This window comes from Sedimentisphaera cyanobacteriorum, from assembly GCF_001997385.1.
Classification (GTDB): Bacteria; Planctomycetota; Phycisphaerae; order Sedimentisphaerales; family Sedimentisphaeraceae; genus Sedimentisphaera; species Sedimentisphaera cyanobacteriorum.
Genome location: NZ_CP019633.1, coordinates 2,901,969 through 2,916,677 on the forward strand (window position 1 = coordinate 2,901,969; position 14,709 = coordinate 2,916,677).

The 14,709-nt window shown below is 44.9% G+C and carries 11 protein-coding genes; 5 read left to right on the forward strand and 6 right to left on the reverse strand.

What is annotated here, in order from left to right; translation table 11 throughout:
* Positions 1–41: 41 nt before the first annotated feature.
* Both acpS and L21SP3_RS11575 read right to left on the reverse strand, forming a co-directional pair.
* Complete coding sequence (acpS, locus tag L21SP3_RS11570; protein ID WP_077541692.1) at positions 42–428, reverse strand: holo-ACP synthase; 387 nt, start codon at positions 426–428, stop codon at positions 42–44.
* The gene (locus tag L21SP3_RS11575) at positions 425–1,510 is read right to left on the reverse strand and encodes a peptidyl-prolyl cis-trans isomerase (RefSeq protein ID WP_077541694.1); all 1,086 of its coding nucleotides are present in this window, start codon (positions 1,508–1,510) and stop codon (positions 425–427) included. Before L21SP3_RS11575 ends, acpS begins: the two co-directional genes overlap by 4 nt.
* Before the next feature lie 365 nt (positions 1,511–1,875).
* Here L21SP3_RS11575 and L21SP3_RS11580 point away from each other — a divergent pair, with 365 nt between their 5' ends.
* Positions 1,876–2,232 carry a hypothetical protein gene (locus L21SP3_RS11580; RefSeq protein ID WP_123785195.1) on the forward strand — a complete coding sequence of 119 codons (357 nt, stop codon included), beginning with the start codon at positions 1,876–1,878 and terminating at the stop codon, positions 2,230–2,232.
* Positions 2,233–2,255: 23 nt separating this feature from the next.
* Here the strand turns inward: L21SP3_RS11580 and L21SP3_RS11585 are convergent, their stop codons facing one another.
* Both L21SP3_RS11585 and trxA read right to left on the reverse strand, forming a co-directional pair.
* Positions 2,256–2,750 carry a peptidylprolyl isomerase gene (locus tag L21SP3_RS11585; protein WP_077541698.1) on the reverse strand — a complete coding sequence of 165 codons (495 nt, stop codon included), beginning with the start codon at positions 2,748–2,750 and terminating at the stop codon, positions 2,256–2,258.
* 23 nt (positions 2,751–2,773) lie between these two features.
* Positions 2,774–3,100 (reverse strand): thioredoxin, encoded by a 327-nt coding sequence (gene trxA, locus L21SP3_RS11590; RefSeq protein WP_077541700.1) that lies wholly within the window; start codon positions 3,098–3,100, stop codon positions 2,774–2,776.
* Between the two features lie 250 nt (positions 3,101–3,350).
* On the opposite strand from trxA, the gene L21SP3_RS11595 reads away from it, so the two are divergent.
* The 4 genes from L21SP3_RS11595 to L21SP3_RS11610 all read left to right on the forward strand — a co-directional run bounded on the left by L21SP3_RS11595 (position 3,351) and on the right by L21SP3_RS11610 (position 10,927).
* On the forward strand, positions 3,351–4,046 hold the full coding sequence (locus tag L21SP3_RS11595) for a response regulator (RefSeq protein ID WP_077541702.1): 696 nt from the start codon (positions 3,351–3,353) through the stop codon (positions 4,044–4,046).
* Positions 4,047–4,127: 81 nt separating this feature from the next.
* Entirely contained in the window at positions 4,128–5,897 is a 1,770-nt protein-coding gene (locus L21SP3_RS11600; RefSeq protein ID WP_077541704.1) for a HAMP domain-containing histidine kinase, read from the forward strand.
* 180 nt (positions 5,898–6,077) lie between these two features.
* Positions 6,078–7,994 carry an NPCBM/NEW2 domain-containing protein gene (locus L21SP3_RS11605; RefSeq protein ID WP_077541706.1) on the forward strand — a complete coding sequence of 639 codons (1,917 nt, stop codon included), beginning with the start codon at positions 6,078–6,080 and terminating at the stop codon, positions 7,992–7,994.
* Positions 7,995–8,371: 377 nt separating this feature from the next.
* Positions 8,372–10,927: a hypothetical protein gene (locus tag L21SP3_RS11610; RefSeq protein WP_077541708.1), complete on the forward strand. Its 2,556-nt coding sequence runs from the start codon at positions 8,372–8,374 to the stop codon at positions 10,925–10,927.
* A 38-nt stretch (positions 10,928–10,965) separates the two neighbouring features.
* Here the strand turns inward: L21SP3_RS11610 and mutS are convergent, their stop codons facing one another.
* Together mutS and L21SP3_RS11620 are read right to left on the reverse strand one after the other, a co-directional pair.
* Entirely contained in the window at positions 10,966–13,596 is a 2,631-nt protein-coding gene (gene mutS, locus L21SP3_RS11615) for a DNA mismatch repair protein MutS (protein WP_077541710.1), read from the reverse strand.
* A 39-nt stretch (positions 13,597–13,635) separates the two neighbouring features.
* A complete protein-coding gene (locus L21SP3_RS11620; RefSeq protein ID WP_077541712.1) occupies positions 13,636–14,697 on the reverse strand; it encodes a DNA adenine methylase in 1,062 nt (353 codons plus the stop codon).
* Positions 14,698–14,709: the final 12 nt, after the last annotated feature.

Consider the following 14,709-nt stretch of genomic DNA (forward strand, 5'->3'; position numbering starts at 1 on the left):
GGGAAAATTTGAGAAAAATTTAAAGTTGATGCTAACAATCATCAGCTTTCAATTCCGGCAGACGCAAAAGCAGCGGCAATCTGGGAGGTGTGAGATATGCTCAGAGCTATCTCAGTGAGATTCATTTTCTTTGCCCTAAGTGCGGTTTGGCCGTAAAGATTCACCACAGGGCGTCCTAAATTGTCCGCAACAGTTTCCACGTCTTTCCAGTTCATACCTCCGCGGAGGCCTGTTCCCAGAAGCTTGAAAACTGCCTCCTTGGCAGCAAATCTGCCGGCAAGCTTTTCATAGGCTTTACGGCCTCTGCCGGCAAGATTGATTTCTTTTTCTGTAAAAACGCGACTGCTGAAATGCTCGCCGTGCTTTTCGAGCATACCCTTAATCCGGGGAATCTCCACAATGTCAATCCCGTTTACGAGCCTTTTCAACCTTCGCTGCTCCTTGAATATGCCTGACGAATACAGAATTCTATAAATCCGTTTGCCTCGCTTATTTTTGCCTGCTCGAAGAGCTCTTTAAGAATATTATTCATCTTTTCAGAGCGGCGTTTCATCCTTATAAATTCTTCGATATCATCCTGCACCTGTGAGAGCTTTTTGAAGCCTGCCTGCTGTTTTTTATCAACCTTAACAATAAAAAAGTTTCCATTATTCTCAATTACATCAGAGATTTGGCCTTCTTCGAGCTTTTTGAGCTCCTCAGCAATCGCATCATAGGGCTCTGCAAATGAAGAAGGGTCTGATGTTTCCCATTTGCCTCCCTGAGAGGCTTTGGGACCTCCGGAAAACTTTTCAACAGCATCAGAAAAACTCATTCCCCCTTCAAGTGCAAGATTTGCCAAAGAGGCCTTCTTATCTGCATTCTCAGCAGATTCGGGGATATGAATAAGCGTAAATTTATATTCGGGCTCTATCTTGAATTTATCATCTTTGTTTTCTTCATAAAACTCCTCAATCTCCTTGAAGCTAACCGAATCGCTCTTTTCAAATTCTGCTGTGAAATAATTTTGAATGAGCATTTTTCTTCTTTTTTCTTCTTTGAATGTCTTCCAGTGGTAGCCGGATTCGGCCAGCTGAGACTGAATCTTGGAATAATCATAGTCCGATTCGGCAAGCATCCTTCTAACCTCTTTATCCACTGCCTTATCGAGCATACCGTCTTCTTCAAGCACCTCTTCAGGCACCTTTCCGGCGGCTTTTTCATAGATTAGTATATCAGAGATTTTTTCTGTTACGAACTGACGGACATAAGGGTAAACCTGCTGCTTATACTGCTGATAGCTGGGAGCATTGACCTGTCCTGATAGCGATACAAGCTTAGAGATGATAAGCTCTGAGGATATAGTCTGGTCTTTTACCGAAAGCACCATCCCGCCGGTCGGTTCGGGCACAGGTTTTTTGGCTAGCTGCTGATATTTGGCAATCTCGGCGTCTGTATAGGTTCTTTCCTTATTTCCTCCGCATCCATGCAGCAAAATTGCGGCAGCAAGTATAAGGGTGATTTTTTTCATTTCTTACTCCATTAGCTTTTACAAAAGTTTACGGAGATTTTAGTTTTTTGCCCCGCTTTTTCAATTCTAATTATTTCCTGCTTTATAACAGAAAGCGGTTAAACTGAACCTCACGTGGTGTAAACTTTGGGATTCGAAAAAAGTACTTGAAAAACACCGGCTTTTATAATAAGATAACCGAAGGTAATTCGGGGGGTTGATTTTGTATGCTGCTTTGGTTCAGGTTTTTAATGAAATTTTAATCAATCCTGCGAAAATTCCTTATTAGAAAAGCTAAAGTAATTGCTTAAAGCAGTTTGTAATTATTTCAGAGGAATTCTGTTTTGGAAAAACGTGTTATTATTTCAGTATTGGCGGTGCTGAGTGTGTCTTTATATTGCGCAGCGAAACAGGCAGATCCGCGGGAGAAAAGCAATGAATTGTCTGATGAAGAGCTCGAGCCCTTAAAGCTCAAGGTTCTTTGTGAAAAAAAGGATATCCTCGGCGAAAAAGAATGCAGTGAAAAGCTTCAATGCAAAGAGCCTGCGCAGCAGTCTTTATTCGTGGATAGAATGTTCTGCAGGAGTTTTTTCTTTGCATTAAATCCTTACCTGCCGGAAAAGGATTTCTTTCTGAATAAGCAGATTTTTTATTTCGACACCAGATTTTCCAAAGATGGCGAAAAAGTTTTTAATACAACGATTCCCGGCCCATACATCAAAGAAGCCGTTTTAGAACTCTGAGAGTTTTTGTGAAATTTAGGGCATTAAACAAAACAGGCAGATTCGAGAGTTACCGTTTGCAGCGGCACATCATCGTGGAAGCCTTTTCTGCCGGTTTCCAGCTCAGCGATTTTGTCAACCACTTCCATACCCTCTATAACCTCGCCGAATGAGGCATATCCGGGATTGCCCGGGGCAAAGTTAAGAAAATCATTATCAGCGTGGTTTATGAAGAACTGCGAGGTTGCACTGTTTGGGTCTGAGGTGCGTGCCATAGCAACAGCGCCTCTCTTATTCTTCAGTCCATTGTCAGACTCCAGCTTTATAGGGGCTTTTGTCTGCTTCTGTTTCATATCCGGCGTAAACCCGCCGCCCTGAACCATAAAGCCTTTAATAACTCTATGAAATATTGTACCGTCGAAGAAACCTTCTTCAACATACTCAGCAAAATTATTTGCTGTTACAGGTGCGCTTTCATAGTTTAAACGCAGCTTGATATCACCAAGACTGGTTTTCAATAGAACGGTATCTTTACTCATATTTTTCTGTTTCGATATAGATATTAGACGAGTGAATCGAGCACGTCTGTTATGTCGTCTTTAGACACAAGACCAACCCACTGCTTCTGCACCTGTCCATCTTTGAACAGGATTACAGTAGGTATAGAAGAAATATTAAATTTCATGGCTGCTTCTCTGCTCTGGTCTGTATCAACTTTGCACACCTTTGCTTTGCCTTTGTATTCTTCGGCAATTTCATCAATAACTGGTCCGAGCATTTTGCAGGGGCCGCACCAAGGTGCCCAAAAATCCACCAGTACCGGCGTATCCGAACCGTTAACCACTTCATCAAATTCTTGGTCGGTAAGCGCAATTGTATTTTCGCTCATATTTAACCTCTATATTTTTGAGTTATTGTTTTTATAAACACTCGCTCTGATTTTAAGCAAAATAAAACGCAATGTCAAACGCAAACAACGTTCATTAGTTTCTTTAAATACATATATACATTACGCTTCACAATGTTCACGATAATCGCAATAATCTAACCTTTTGCTAACAAACTGCTAATATTAACGCTTTATTATTTATTTTATTGTGTTATATTATGCTAATGCTAAGAAGGATTCAGAACGTAATATGGAAAAAGAAAAGATTCTGGTAGTAGAAGATGAGGCTGATGTAAGAGAACTGCTGTGTTACAATCTTAGGGCAAACGGATTTGAGGTTGACACCTGCGGGGATGGTAAACTGGCGGTTGATAAAATTGAAGAATGGAAGCCTAATCTGGTTCTTCTTGATTTAATGCTTCCCGGCCTTGACGGCTTCTCTGTATGCCGAAAGCTCAAAAATGAACCTAAGACGTCTGGTATAAGGGTAATTATGCTTACCGCCAGAGGCGATGAGGCAGATATAGTTACAGGCTTAGAGTTAGGTGCGGACGACTATATAACAAAGCCCTTCAGTCCGAAGGTTTTGACAGCACGGATAAATGCAGTGCTTCGAAGGCCAGGAAGGACATCAGGAACCGGGGAGAAAGATTCCGGTCTTTTAAGGGTTCATGAAATTGAGATCGACACGAGGAAGTATCAGGTTTTTGTATCGGGCAAGCCCTGCAAGCTTACTTCTACAGAATTCCGCCTTCTCTGCTTCCTTGCTGCAAGGCCTGGGTGGGTTTTCACCCGCTACCAGATTGTTGACGCCGTACACGGGGCTGACTATCCTGTAACCGACCGATCTGTTGATGTGCAGGTAGTCGGCCTGAGAAAGAAACTCAGAGAAGCGGGAAAATATATAGAAACCGTACGCGGCGTTGGATACAGATTTATTGAATAAAAATATCGCTAAAGCTGCCGGACTTTATAGATAAAATACTGTCTGCGCAGCGTTAAATGATTCTTAAGGGCGGCGCTGCTTATGAAAAAGAAGAGCATCTTTTGGCGTTTTTTCCGTACAGTTTTTGCAGCAGTATTTCTTTCACTGCTTTTTTGTTTCAGCTCTCTTGATAAAACAATCAGCGAAGTTTCTGAAGACCTTAGCCAAAGAAATCTTTCAAATGCGGCCTCGCTTGCAGAAAAATTACTTCAAAGACACATTGAGAGCCTTGATTACGGCCAAATGGAAAGCATTTGCAAAATCCTTGGCAATAAAACAGACCTTAGATTTACAATAATTAACCATCAGGGGAATGTCCTTGCAGACAGCAGCGCCGCTGCATCAGGGCTTAAAAACTATTCAGACAATCCGCATTTTATTCAAGCCCTTAGAAGCAGAGAAAAACAAACAGAGATTTATACTGCCGGAGATGACGGGGCGATGTGCATCTTCACTCCTGCGGGAAATTCAAATAAACGAAACTTCATACTCAAATGCTGCCTGAAACAGAGCATATCCTCGCAGTACTCTGCAATTATTGCCTCTGCAATGCTGAAAATCGCAAGTGTTTCTCTCATTCTCACTGCGATTTCTTCCGCCTTTCTGGCAAATATTACTATAAGGCCTCTGATAAAAATGCGTAAAGCAGTAATAGACTTCGCCGGAGGCAAGCTTGATAAAAAACTCGAGATCCCGGAAACGCACGAAATGGGCAGTCTTGCAAAGAGCCTGAACAATATGGCAAGAGAGCTGGACAGAAAAATCACCCAAATCACTGAACAGCAGACAAGTCAGGAGGCAATTTTAACTAGTATGGTGGAGGCGGTTGTAGCTCTGAGCAATGAAAACAATGTAATAATGGCCAACAAGGCTGCTGTTGAGTTTTTCGGGCTTCAGGAAGGCTATATCGGGAGTTATTATGCTAATCTCATACGCAACACAGATTTCCAGCAGGCAGTGGAAAACACCACCACCAAAGGCTCTGCAAAAAAAGAAATTGTTCTGATGAGAAACAACAACGAATTCATACTCCACCTTCAAGGGACAGTACTGAAGAATCCTGCCGAGGAAACTATTGGTTCGCTCTACGTTCTCAATGATGTAACAGAAATCAAAAGGCTTGAGGCGATAAGGAAAGACTTCGTGGCCAACGTTTCCCACGAGCTGAAAACTCCGGTAACCTCAATTAAGGGCTTTGCTGAGATGCTTAAGGACGGCGGGATCAGCGACCCCGGCGATCAGGCCAAATTTATCGGCATAATAGCTCGCCAAGCCCAGAGGCTTGAGGCAATAATAGAAGACCTGCTTTCAATCTCTAAACTCGAGCAGAAAGGGGACCAGCTCAGGGTTGACATTGAGCCTGCAGATATAAATGATATCGTGAGCTCGGCAATCCAGCTTTGCGAGAAAAGGGCTTCTCAGAAGAATATCTCCATACACCTGACAGCGAGTAAAGAGATTTTTAGTTCTGTTAACCCAAACCTTCTGGAACAGGCGGTAATTAATCTTATCGACAATGCTGTGAAATACAGCAGTGAAAACACAGATGTCTATATTACAATCCATCAAGACAGCGAAGAAACGCGAATATCCGTTCATGACCACGGATGCGGCATACCAAAAAGCGAACAGAAAAGACTTTTTGAGCGTTTTTACCGCGTGGATAAAGGCAGAAGCCGAGAGCTCGGCGGTACGGGACTGGGGCTTTCCATCGTGAAGCATATCGTTTCTACCGTCCATGGCGGCAGGGTCAGCCTCGAAAGCACGCTCAACAAAGGAAGCACTTTCACTATACATTTGCCGAAAAAATAAAAAATATCGTAAAAATCACATCATCTGCGCCATTTATTATTAACTGTCTTCCTACAATTTCGTCAGTCTTAAAAAACTGTATTCAGCTCAAAGCAGGGAGAGGTTTTAGGTACTCGGAAAATCAAATATCAAAACTGTTATTTAATTAAAACCTATTAAATTTTTAAGGAGCTTACCAAAATGAGAAAGACATTGATTTTTATGCTAATCTCAGCAGCCTTCTGCTTTGCAGAGAAGGTTTACCTCAGTGATTTGGATATTTCCAATACAAGGCAGGGCTGGGGCGAGCCGATGAAAGACAAATCTGTTGCGGGCAACCCAATCAAGATTAAAGGAAAAACATACAAAAAAGGCCTCGGCACACATTCCCACAGCATACTTGAGATAAAAGTTAATGGAGCGGAAAGGTTCAAAGCCCTTGCAGGCATTAATGATGAAGTTATCGGGAATGATGCAGAAGTTCGCTTTATTGTTCTTGCAGACGGGGAGAAAATTTTTAGAAGCGGGAGGATTTCAGCAAATCAGAAGCCTGCGAAAGTTGATGTTTCGCTGAAAAATGCGAAAAAAATAACGTTAGTGGTAGAGCATCTTGGCTCAAACAACTTCGATCATGCAGACTGGGCAGATGCTTACTTCATATACTCCGGCAAAAAACCCGAAACCATCGGCAAGCCAGAAGAAAAGCCTTACATTCTCACACCCGAGGCTCCAAAAAGGCCTCTAATAAATTCGGCGAAGGTATTTGGCGTTCGCCCGGGCTCGCCCGTACTGTACCATATTGCTGCAACTGGCAAAAGACCAATGAAGTTTACGGCCTACAACCTACCGGACGGGCTCAAACTCAACAGCAAAACTGGAGATATTCGAGGAACTCTCAATAAAGAAGGGACGTATGAGTTTACCGCTGCTGCTGAGAATGAATTCGGCAGGGATTCGTGCGAGATACGGTTCGAGGCGGGCGATAAAATCTGCCTTACTCCGCCGCTTGGCTGGAACAGCTGGAACTGCTGGGGCTGCGCGGTGAATGAGGACAAGATCAAAGATGCCGCAGACAGTATGGTTGAATCAGGGCTCATCAATTACGGCTGGCAGTACATAAACATAGATGACTGCTGGATGAGAGAACCGGGCGAGAATGCCCGCGATGAGGAAGGAAACATCCTTTGCAACGACAAATTCCCCGATATGAAGGGCCTCGTGGACTACATACACGAAAAAGGGCTGAAGGCGGGAACGTATATCTCTCCAGGGCCTTGGACTTGCCAGCGGCTTGAGGGCAGCTGGGAGCACGAAATGCAGGATGCAATGCAGTTTGCGGAATGGGGCTTCGACTACCTCAAATACGACTGGTGCGGATACAGAAGCGTTGCACCGAAGAAAAAGGAACTGCACGACTACCAGAAACCGTATATCGTTATGCGTGAATGCCTTGATGAGGTGCCCAGAGATATCGTTTACAGCCTATGCCAGTACGGAATGGCTGATGTATGGAAGTGGGGAGCTGAAGTTGGCGGGAACTGCTGGCGCACCACAGGGGATATCAGAGACACTTGGGGAAGCGTTTCAAATATATTAAATAAACAGAAACAGCTTTATAAATATTCAAGCCCGGGACACTGGAACGACCCTGATATGCTCGTTGTAGGCGAGGTTGGCTGGGGGCCGAATTTGCATAAATCAAGGCTCAGCCCGAGCGAGCAGTACACACATATAACAATGTGGAGTATGCTCAATTCACCCCTGCTTATCGGATGCGATATGACAAAACTCGATGATTTCACGCTCAACCTGCTGTGCAACAGAGAGGTGATTGCGGTTAATCAGGACCCCCTCGGCAAGCAGGCGAGGATTGTGAGCTCTGAGAATGACTGCGAGGTATGGCTCAGAGAACTTGAAGGCGGGGATTATGCAGCGGCAATAGTTAATATGGGATATATGCAGAAGGAATGCGAATTCGACTTTGCCAAGGCCGGACTCTCAGGGGAGATTGAGGTGCGCGATCTTTGGAGGCAGAAAGACCTTGGAACATACCGGGGGGTTATCTCATTCAAGCTGCCAACCCACGGCTGCAGAATGCTGAAACTTACTGAGAAATAACACTCTGGTACTGAAAATCTAAAACAACAAATGGAGGAGCTGTTTTTTGCTTCTCCATTTTTGATTTCACTTTTTAATCGAACAATTGCAAGTTCAATACATTATATTCCTATGTCTTATCAATAAAAAATGAAATGACAAGAAATTTTACTTGACGTTTTCTGTAATACCATTAGAATTAGTTCTTAATAAAACAATTTAATTTTCTGATAAGTACTCCTTAAAAAATAACACTACAATTTCCAAAACTTTCCCAAAAGCCGCCTTCTCGGCGGCTTTTTATTTTTCATTTCCCGTTTTAGGGTTTATTGCAATGGCTATATATATTATAATTCCTGCGGATTTCCAAGCTATGTTAATATCTATAGGCGGGAACAATGGGAAACATAAAAAGAATCTGGATACTTGTTTTAGCTGTTTTTTTCTTTTGCCCAGCGGTAAAGGCTGAGGACAAACGCGTTGACTGCTGGTTTGAAGTGGCCGAGATTTTCGGGTCTTCTGCAAGCGGAAGCATCATAGAAGAAGGCAGAGGCGAGCGATTCTCAATAGACTACCAGAGCAAAAAAGCTGGAGACTTAAGCGTTGTTTACACCTCAGACAGCGTTCAGGAAAAGGAAATCGGCTTTATGGTTCCCTCTTATTCAGACTTTTGGGATGCAGGGCCGGAATGGCAGCTGCATATCTCAATGAAAAGCAACCACTCCGAGCCAACCAGATGGGCAGTTAGCATTGTAGATATAAACGGAGGCAAAGCGATCTCGGAGATGGAATCAATCACCTCAGACAGCTGGGAAGAGGTGGAATTCAGTTCAGGACAGTTTAAGCCTTCCTATACAAAATTCGATGAAACCAAACTGAAAACTTTCCAGATAAGAGCAAGACTGCCGCAGGGCAAGAAGCTCTGGTTTGATGATATATACTTCAAGAAGAAAAACGGCGAAACACTCGGCGTTATGGAAAAAACTATAGACCGAAGGATGGCTGAAGCTGAGAAAACAAGGCAGGCCAGAATAGAAGCCGCAATGCGAAGAGCGCAGACTAAATCCCCCAGTTCCGTTCTCAATGCCTACTTCGCAAAGCTTTACCTCGACAGGCAAACCGAATCGATCAACCAGAAGCTTTATATTATATTCACAACAAAAAACTCAGCCGTGCGCAAGCAGTTCGGGATAAACCAGCCGTGGAACCCATACCTCGACTCAATGCTTTTCAGGTTCTACTTCACCTTCAACCGCACCAGCGGCAAATTCAAGCGTCTTACAAGCGAGACCCAAAACGCACTTTTAGATTTGATCTGGGAGCGTAACCGAAGACGCAATGATATCAATATCGCCAAGAGGAGCAGCTGGGATATAGTAAACAGCGAATCGCTGGACTTATGCTTCAAAAGCGCTGCTCTTTTGAGCTCGCAAATATTCAAGAACCGAATGGGGTACGAAACAAAGGAGTATTTCGATTCCGGCAAAGGAGGCGGAGCGGGTTACTGGTTCCATATGAACGGCGATATAAAAACATTCGGCCCTCAAGGACGCGCAGAACCGGAAGATAAGATCACGGGAAACAGCGAAGAGCATTACAATGCCTGGGTTGAATTTTTCAAGAGATACATCAAAGAGAGGGCAAAGAAAGGCTTTTTCATTGCAAACGCGTCGCCTGTTTACGCCAAATACACAATAAACTATATATACGACATTCACGACTATTGTGAAGATGAAGAACTCAGAGAGCTTTGCGGGAAATTCCTCGATCTCTACTGGGCAGACTGGCTGCAGGACAGCATAGCCGGCTATCGTGGAGGCGTGAAGATAAAGGATTATGCCGAGCTTGATGCGAGAGTGGATTCAACTCATCTTATGCTTCAGTATCACTTGGGCGGAGGCGGAACTGCCGAGATAATTACAATCAACCAGCTGCTCTCAGACTACAAACTGCCCGAGGTTCTATGGGATATGGCCTTAGACCGCCAAGCGCTCGGGGAATTCGAGTATATCTCAAGAAGGCCCGGGGAAGAGGAAAACAAACGCCCGCGTCCGCTGGGCGATGAGAGAACCTTCCTCTGCGATAAAGAGAGCAGGATAGTAAGATACAGCTGGGTTACGCCCGATTATGTTATGGCAAGCAGGATGACGCACCCGTCTGCTGTTATGAATCATCTATCCGCATCACCTTTGTGGCACGGGATTCAGTTTAACACCTCCTCGCAGGCAATGGTAACACCGAGAGCTCTGAATATCAAAGATGATACAAGCTGGAATTTCTATAAAGAAAGCGGGTATTTCCGTTCTGTGCAGCACAAAAACGTTATGATAACTCAGCAGGCTCGCTCGTACATTTCCGTTAATCCGGCATGGTTTCTGGAAGAGAAGAACAACGACCTTCCGGTCGGAATACATTTCGGAGAGAAGCCCGAGAGGAAGGTTGAGAAACAGGGCTGGATATTTATCGAACAGGGCAATTCTTTCCTCGCAGTAAGGCCGGTACGCAGCTACTACGAGGCCGGCGGAGAATTCGATTATCTCGAAGGCCCGCACGGGCTTGAGAGCAAACTGGAAAACCGTTCGTACGAGTGGAACAGTTTGGAAAATATCGCAAAGCTCAAATCAAGCCATTCGCCGATAATCTTTGAAGCGGGACGAAAATCAAACTACTCTAATCTCACCAAATTCATTCAGCATATTGATATGGCAGAAATTAAGCTGGTAAACGGGATTGTGCCCGAGGCCTATTCAGTGGTTTACACTACGACCGATATCAGCGGCAAGGAAATCAAGCTCTATCTGAATGCCGCGAACAATGAAACGCCTATGATTAACGATGAGTATCTCGATTATCAGCCGGACAAGCTTTTCGACAGCCCTTATATGCAGTCATTATACGACAGCGGCGTTACTAACATAATGTGCGGCGGGCGCGACCTTACGCTCAGCTTCTGATTTACCCGGTGCGGCTCTGATTTTCAGGCACACCTGCCTTACTCGGAAGCGTCTGAGATCTCGGTCTTTATTTCGCTGAGAAGAGTGATAGCTTCAATTGGCGTAAGGTTATTCACGTCAGTATCAGCGAGCTTATTCAAGACATCCCTGTGCTTTCGGGAGAAGAGATCCTCCTGCTGGTATGTAGTTCTGTTTCTGCTGAGCTGTGCTCCTTCGGCCTCTCTTGAAAAAGTGCTCTCAAGATCAGAGAGTATTTCTCTGCTTCTTTTAACAATCCTCTCAGGCAGGCCTGCAAGCTTTGCAACGTGGATACCGTAGCTTCGGTCTGTGGCACCCGGGAGAATCTTATGCAGAAACACAACATCATCCATCCATTCCCGTACAGCCACATTGCAGTTTTTCACGTTCCTGAGCAGTTCTGCAAGCTCCACAAGCTCGTGGTAATGCGTTGCAAAGAGCGTCCTGCAGCCGATATTATTGGCTATGTGCTCTGTTACCGCCCAAGCTATCGAGAGCCCGTCGTAGGTGCTGGTTCCGCGTCCGACCTCATCGAGAATCACAAGCGAGCGGTCTGTGGCGTTGTTTACGATGTTGGCGGTTTCTGTCATCTCCACCATAAACGTTGACTGACCTCTGCTGAGCTCATCAGATGCACCGACACGCGTGAAGATGCGGTCAACCACGCCTATCCTCGCCTGCTTTGCGGGGATAAAGCAGCCCATCTGCGCCATAATAACCAAGAGCGCCGTCTGCCGGATATATGTGCTCTTACCGCTCATATTCGGGCCGGTGATGATCATCACGTCCCCGCTCTCATCGCCCAGCTCGAGATCGTTGGATACAAACTCACTGCCGAGATTATCCGCTATCACCGGATGCCTGCCTTCGATAAACTGAATCGACTTTTCCTCGGTTATCTCAGGACGTACATACCCCCTCTGCATTGAAAGAGCGGCGATTGAGCTGATGCAGTCTGCGGCGGCGATTGAATCGGAAAGCCTCTGCAGCCTTTCCACATAATTCACCGCCTCGCAGCGGATATCATCAAAAAGCTTGTTCTCCAGTTCGAGGCTGCGGTCTCTTGCGTTGAGAATCTGCTGCTCGAATTCCTTGAGCCTTTCGGTGATGTATCTCTCGGCGTTTTTGATTGTCTGCTTTCTTATATACTCCTCAGGGACTTTGTCTTTCAGGGAGTTGCTCACTTCGATGTAGTAGCCAAAGACTTTATTAAAGCCCACTTTCAGATTTGGGATGCCGATTCGCTGAGCTTCCTGAGCCTGATACTCGGCAAGCCAGCTGTTTGCATCTCGGGACAGACTTCGAAGCCTGTCGAGCTCTTCGCTGAAGCCGTCAATTATTACGCCTCCGTCTCGTGTGTGATTGGGGCATTCGGGGTTTATCGCCCGCCGAAGCAGATCGGCAAATTCATCCATCATATCGCAGCCTTCGGCTATTCGCTGAAGCAGCGGACTGGAGCATTGCTGGAGCGTTTCTTTTATCGGCCCAACTTTCTCGAGAGTATCAGCAAGCATCACGAAATCCTTCGGGCCTGCCCGCATCGTGCTGATTCGAGAGGCAATACGTTCAAGGTCTGCGAAGTTTTTCAGCTGGCCGGTAATCGAATCGAGCAGGTCTTTGTTTTCTGCAAACTCAGCTGCGGCATCAAGTCTTCTGTCTATATGCTTCTTATCGCAGAGCGGCATTCGAAGCCATGCGTTGAAAAGCCGCCCGCCCATGCCGGTGCGGGTTTTGTCTATGCTCCAGAGAAGCGAGCCGCGTCTGTCCTCGCTGCGGAGGGTGCGCAGAATCTCAAGGCTGCGAAGGGAGGTTTGGTCTATCTGGAGGTAGCAGTTTCTCTGAACCACCTTTATCCCCCGGATATGTCTGAGAGTGGTCTTCTGCGTTTCGTTTAAATATTCGATTACCGCTCCGGCTGCCGGGATAATATCAGAGCCTTCCTCAATCCCGAAGCCCTCGAGGTTTTTTGTGCCGAAGAGCTTTGTCAGCGTTCTCTCTGCACCGTTCGGCTCGAAATACCAGCCCGGGCGTTCAGTAATAACAGCATCGGTGCGCGATTTTATCTCGCTGATTATTCGTGCGGCATCATCGCCGAAGAGCTCGCCCCTTCGCTCGGCTGTAATGCATTCCCTCGGGGAAAGCCGGCATATCTCATCAGCCAGCTCGGCCTCCGGCAGCTTCTGAGCGCAGAATTTGCCCGTAGAGATATCAACATACGCTATCGCTGCAAACTTCCTGCCCAGATGAACAGCGCACAGGAAATTATCCTCCTTCGCCTCCAGCAGGATATCATCGGTAACCGTCCCGGGCGTTACCACGCGTACCACATCACGCTTTACAACGCCCTTTGCTTCCTTAGGATCCTCCACCTGCTCACATACCGCAACCTTATACCCCGCCTCGATTATCTTCTTGAGGTAGTTGTCAACCGCATGATAGGGAATCCCTGCAAGCGGGATCGGTGAATCGCTGTCTTTGCCTCTGCTTGTCAGGGCGATACCCAAAACACGAGAACATATTTTAGCATCTTCGTAGAACGTTTCGTAAAAATCGCCCATGCGAAAGAAAAGCACCGCATCGGGGTACTTTTCCTTGAATGAATGAAACTGCTTCATCGCAGGCGTCAGTTTTTTATTGTTGTATGCAGCCAAATTTAGCTTTCCGTTTTGTTTAATTGCAATTCAACTGTATCATCTGCAAATACAGTAATGTAGATATTCTACCGTGGAGTTTGAAGAATACACTCTTCCGTTATCCGCTTTGTATCGATTGTAATCTTGAGTGAAACAGCCGTATTCACCTTTATCAGACATAATTTTTCTTATCTCCTCAATGTTCATAAGACCTTCATTGTTGTAGCTCAAGAAAATATATCTTGCCTTTGCATTTTTAATCAGCTCACTGAAAGCCTGCTTTACCCTCCCCCTCACACAGTAGTCAGATTTTTGAGTGCTGTAATCTCTCAGGCCTGTTTTTCCTTTTATTTTTGGATTATCATATTTTGCTATAGTTTCAAGCATATGGTAGTTTGGAGCATATTGTCTTTGGTTGTAAGGCGGGTCGAGATAAAGCACATCGACTTCTAAATCTGATATTATATTTTCCACCTTTTCATTATATACCCTATGCTCCTTATCGTTTAAGAAAAGCTCTGCGGGCTTGAGCTCGAATGTTTTTTGGGCAGATTTTTTAAGTTTTTTTAGAAACGCACCGTAAACCGAGGCGGTATTTGAGTGGCGGTCGATATTTTCCAAAAGAGAGGTTATGAGAAAGAAATATTCACCCGCAGTTATCAGACCCCTGTCTTTCCACTCCTCTATCTTGAGGCGGATTGTATCACATTTTTTCGCATTTTCGCTTGAATAATAATTCCTTTCAAACTCTTTGCCTTTTGTTCCTTCAAGAGAATAATTATTGAAAATAAACCCTTCAACCAGAGGTAAATCAGAAAGGTAATCGCAAACTGCTTTTCTTCTTTTCGGGAGCTCTGTTTTTTTGATTTGCGGGAAAATACCCTTGAGTCCTTCAAATTCAAGCTCTCGATGATTCCCTATATAATGTTTATTCAGTGCATAGGAATAATATTGGAAGTCGTTGGCTATAATAGAGTAACCCATTTTTTTGAAATGGGAGCCAACTATGCCTGTTCCTGCAAAGATATCGCAAAAAGTCTCGCAGTCATCTCTTATGATTTCTTTTACAGACTTTTCTATGAAAGGCAGTAAGGATTTTTTCGAACCTATATAATTCATAATTACGCAGCC

Excerpts from the sequence above, each read along its gene's own strand:
- L21SP3_RS11585 (WP_077541698.1), bottom strand. The coding sequence starts at position 2,750 with ATGAGTAAAGATACCGTTCTATTGAAAACCAGTCTTGGTGATATCAAG.
- trxA (WP_077541700.1), bottom strand. The coding sequence starts at position 3,100 with ATGAGCGAAAATACAATTGCGCTTACCGACCAAGAATTTGATGAAGTG.
- L21SP3_RS11610 (WP_077541708.1), top strand. The coding sequence starts at position 8,372 with ATGGGAAACATAAAAAGAATCTGGATACTTGTTTTAGCTGTTTTTTTC.
- L21SP3_RS11605 (WP_077541706.1), top strand. The coding sequence starts at position 6,078 with ATGAGAAAGACATTGATTTTTATGCTAATCTCAGCAGCCTTCTGCTTT.
- L21SP3_RS11595 (WP_077541702.1), top strand. The coding sequence starts at position 3,351 with ATGGAAAAAGAAAAGATTCTGGTAGTAGAAGATGAGGCTGATGTAAGA.
- L21SP3_RS11600 (WP_077541704.1), top strand. The coding sequence starts at position 4,128 with ATGAAAAAGAAGAGCATCTTTTGGCGTTTTTTCCGTACAGTTTTTGCA.
- L21SP3_RS11575 (WP_077541694.1), bottom strand. The coding sequence starts at position 1,510 with ATGAAAAAAATCACCCTTATACTTGCTGCCGCAATTTTGCTGCATGGA.
- L21SP3_RS11620 (WP_077541712.1), bottom strand. The coding sequence starts at position 14,697 with ATGAATTATATAGGTTCGAAAAAATCCTTACTGCCTTTCATAGAAAAG.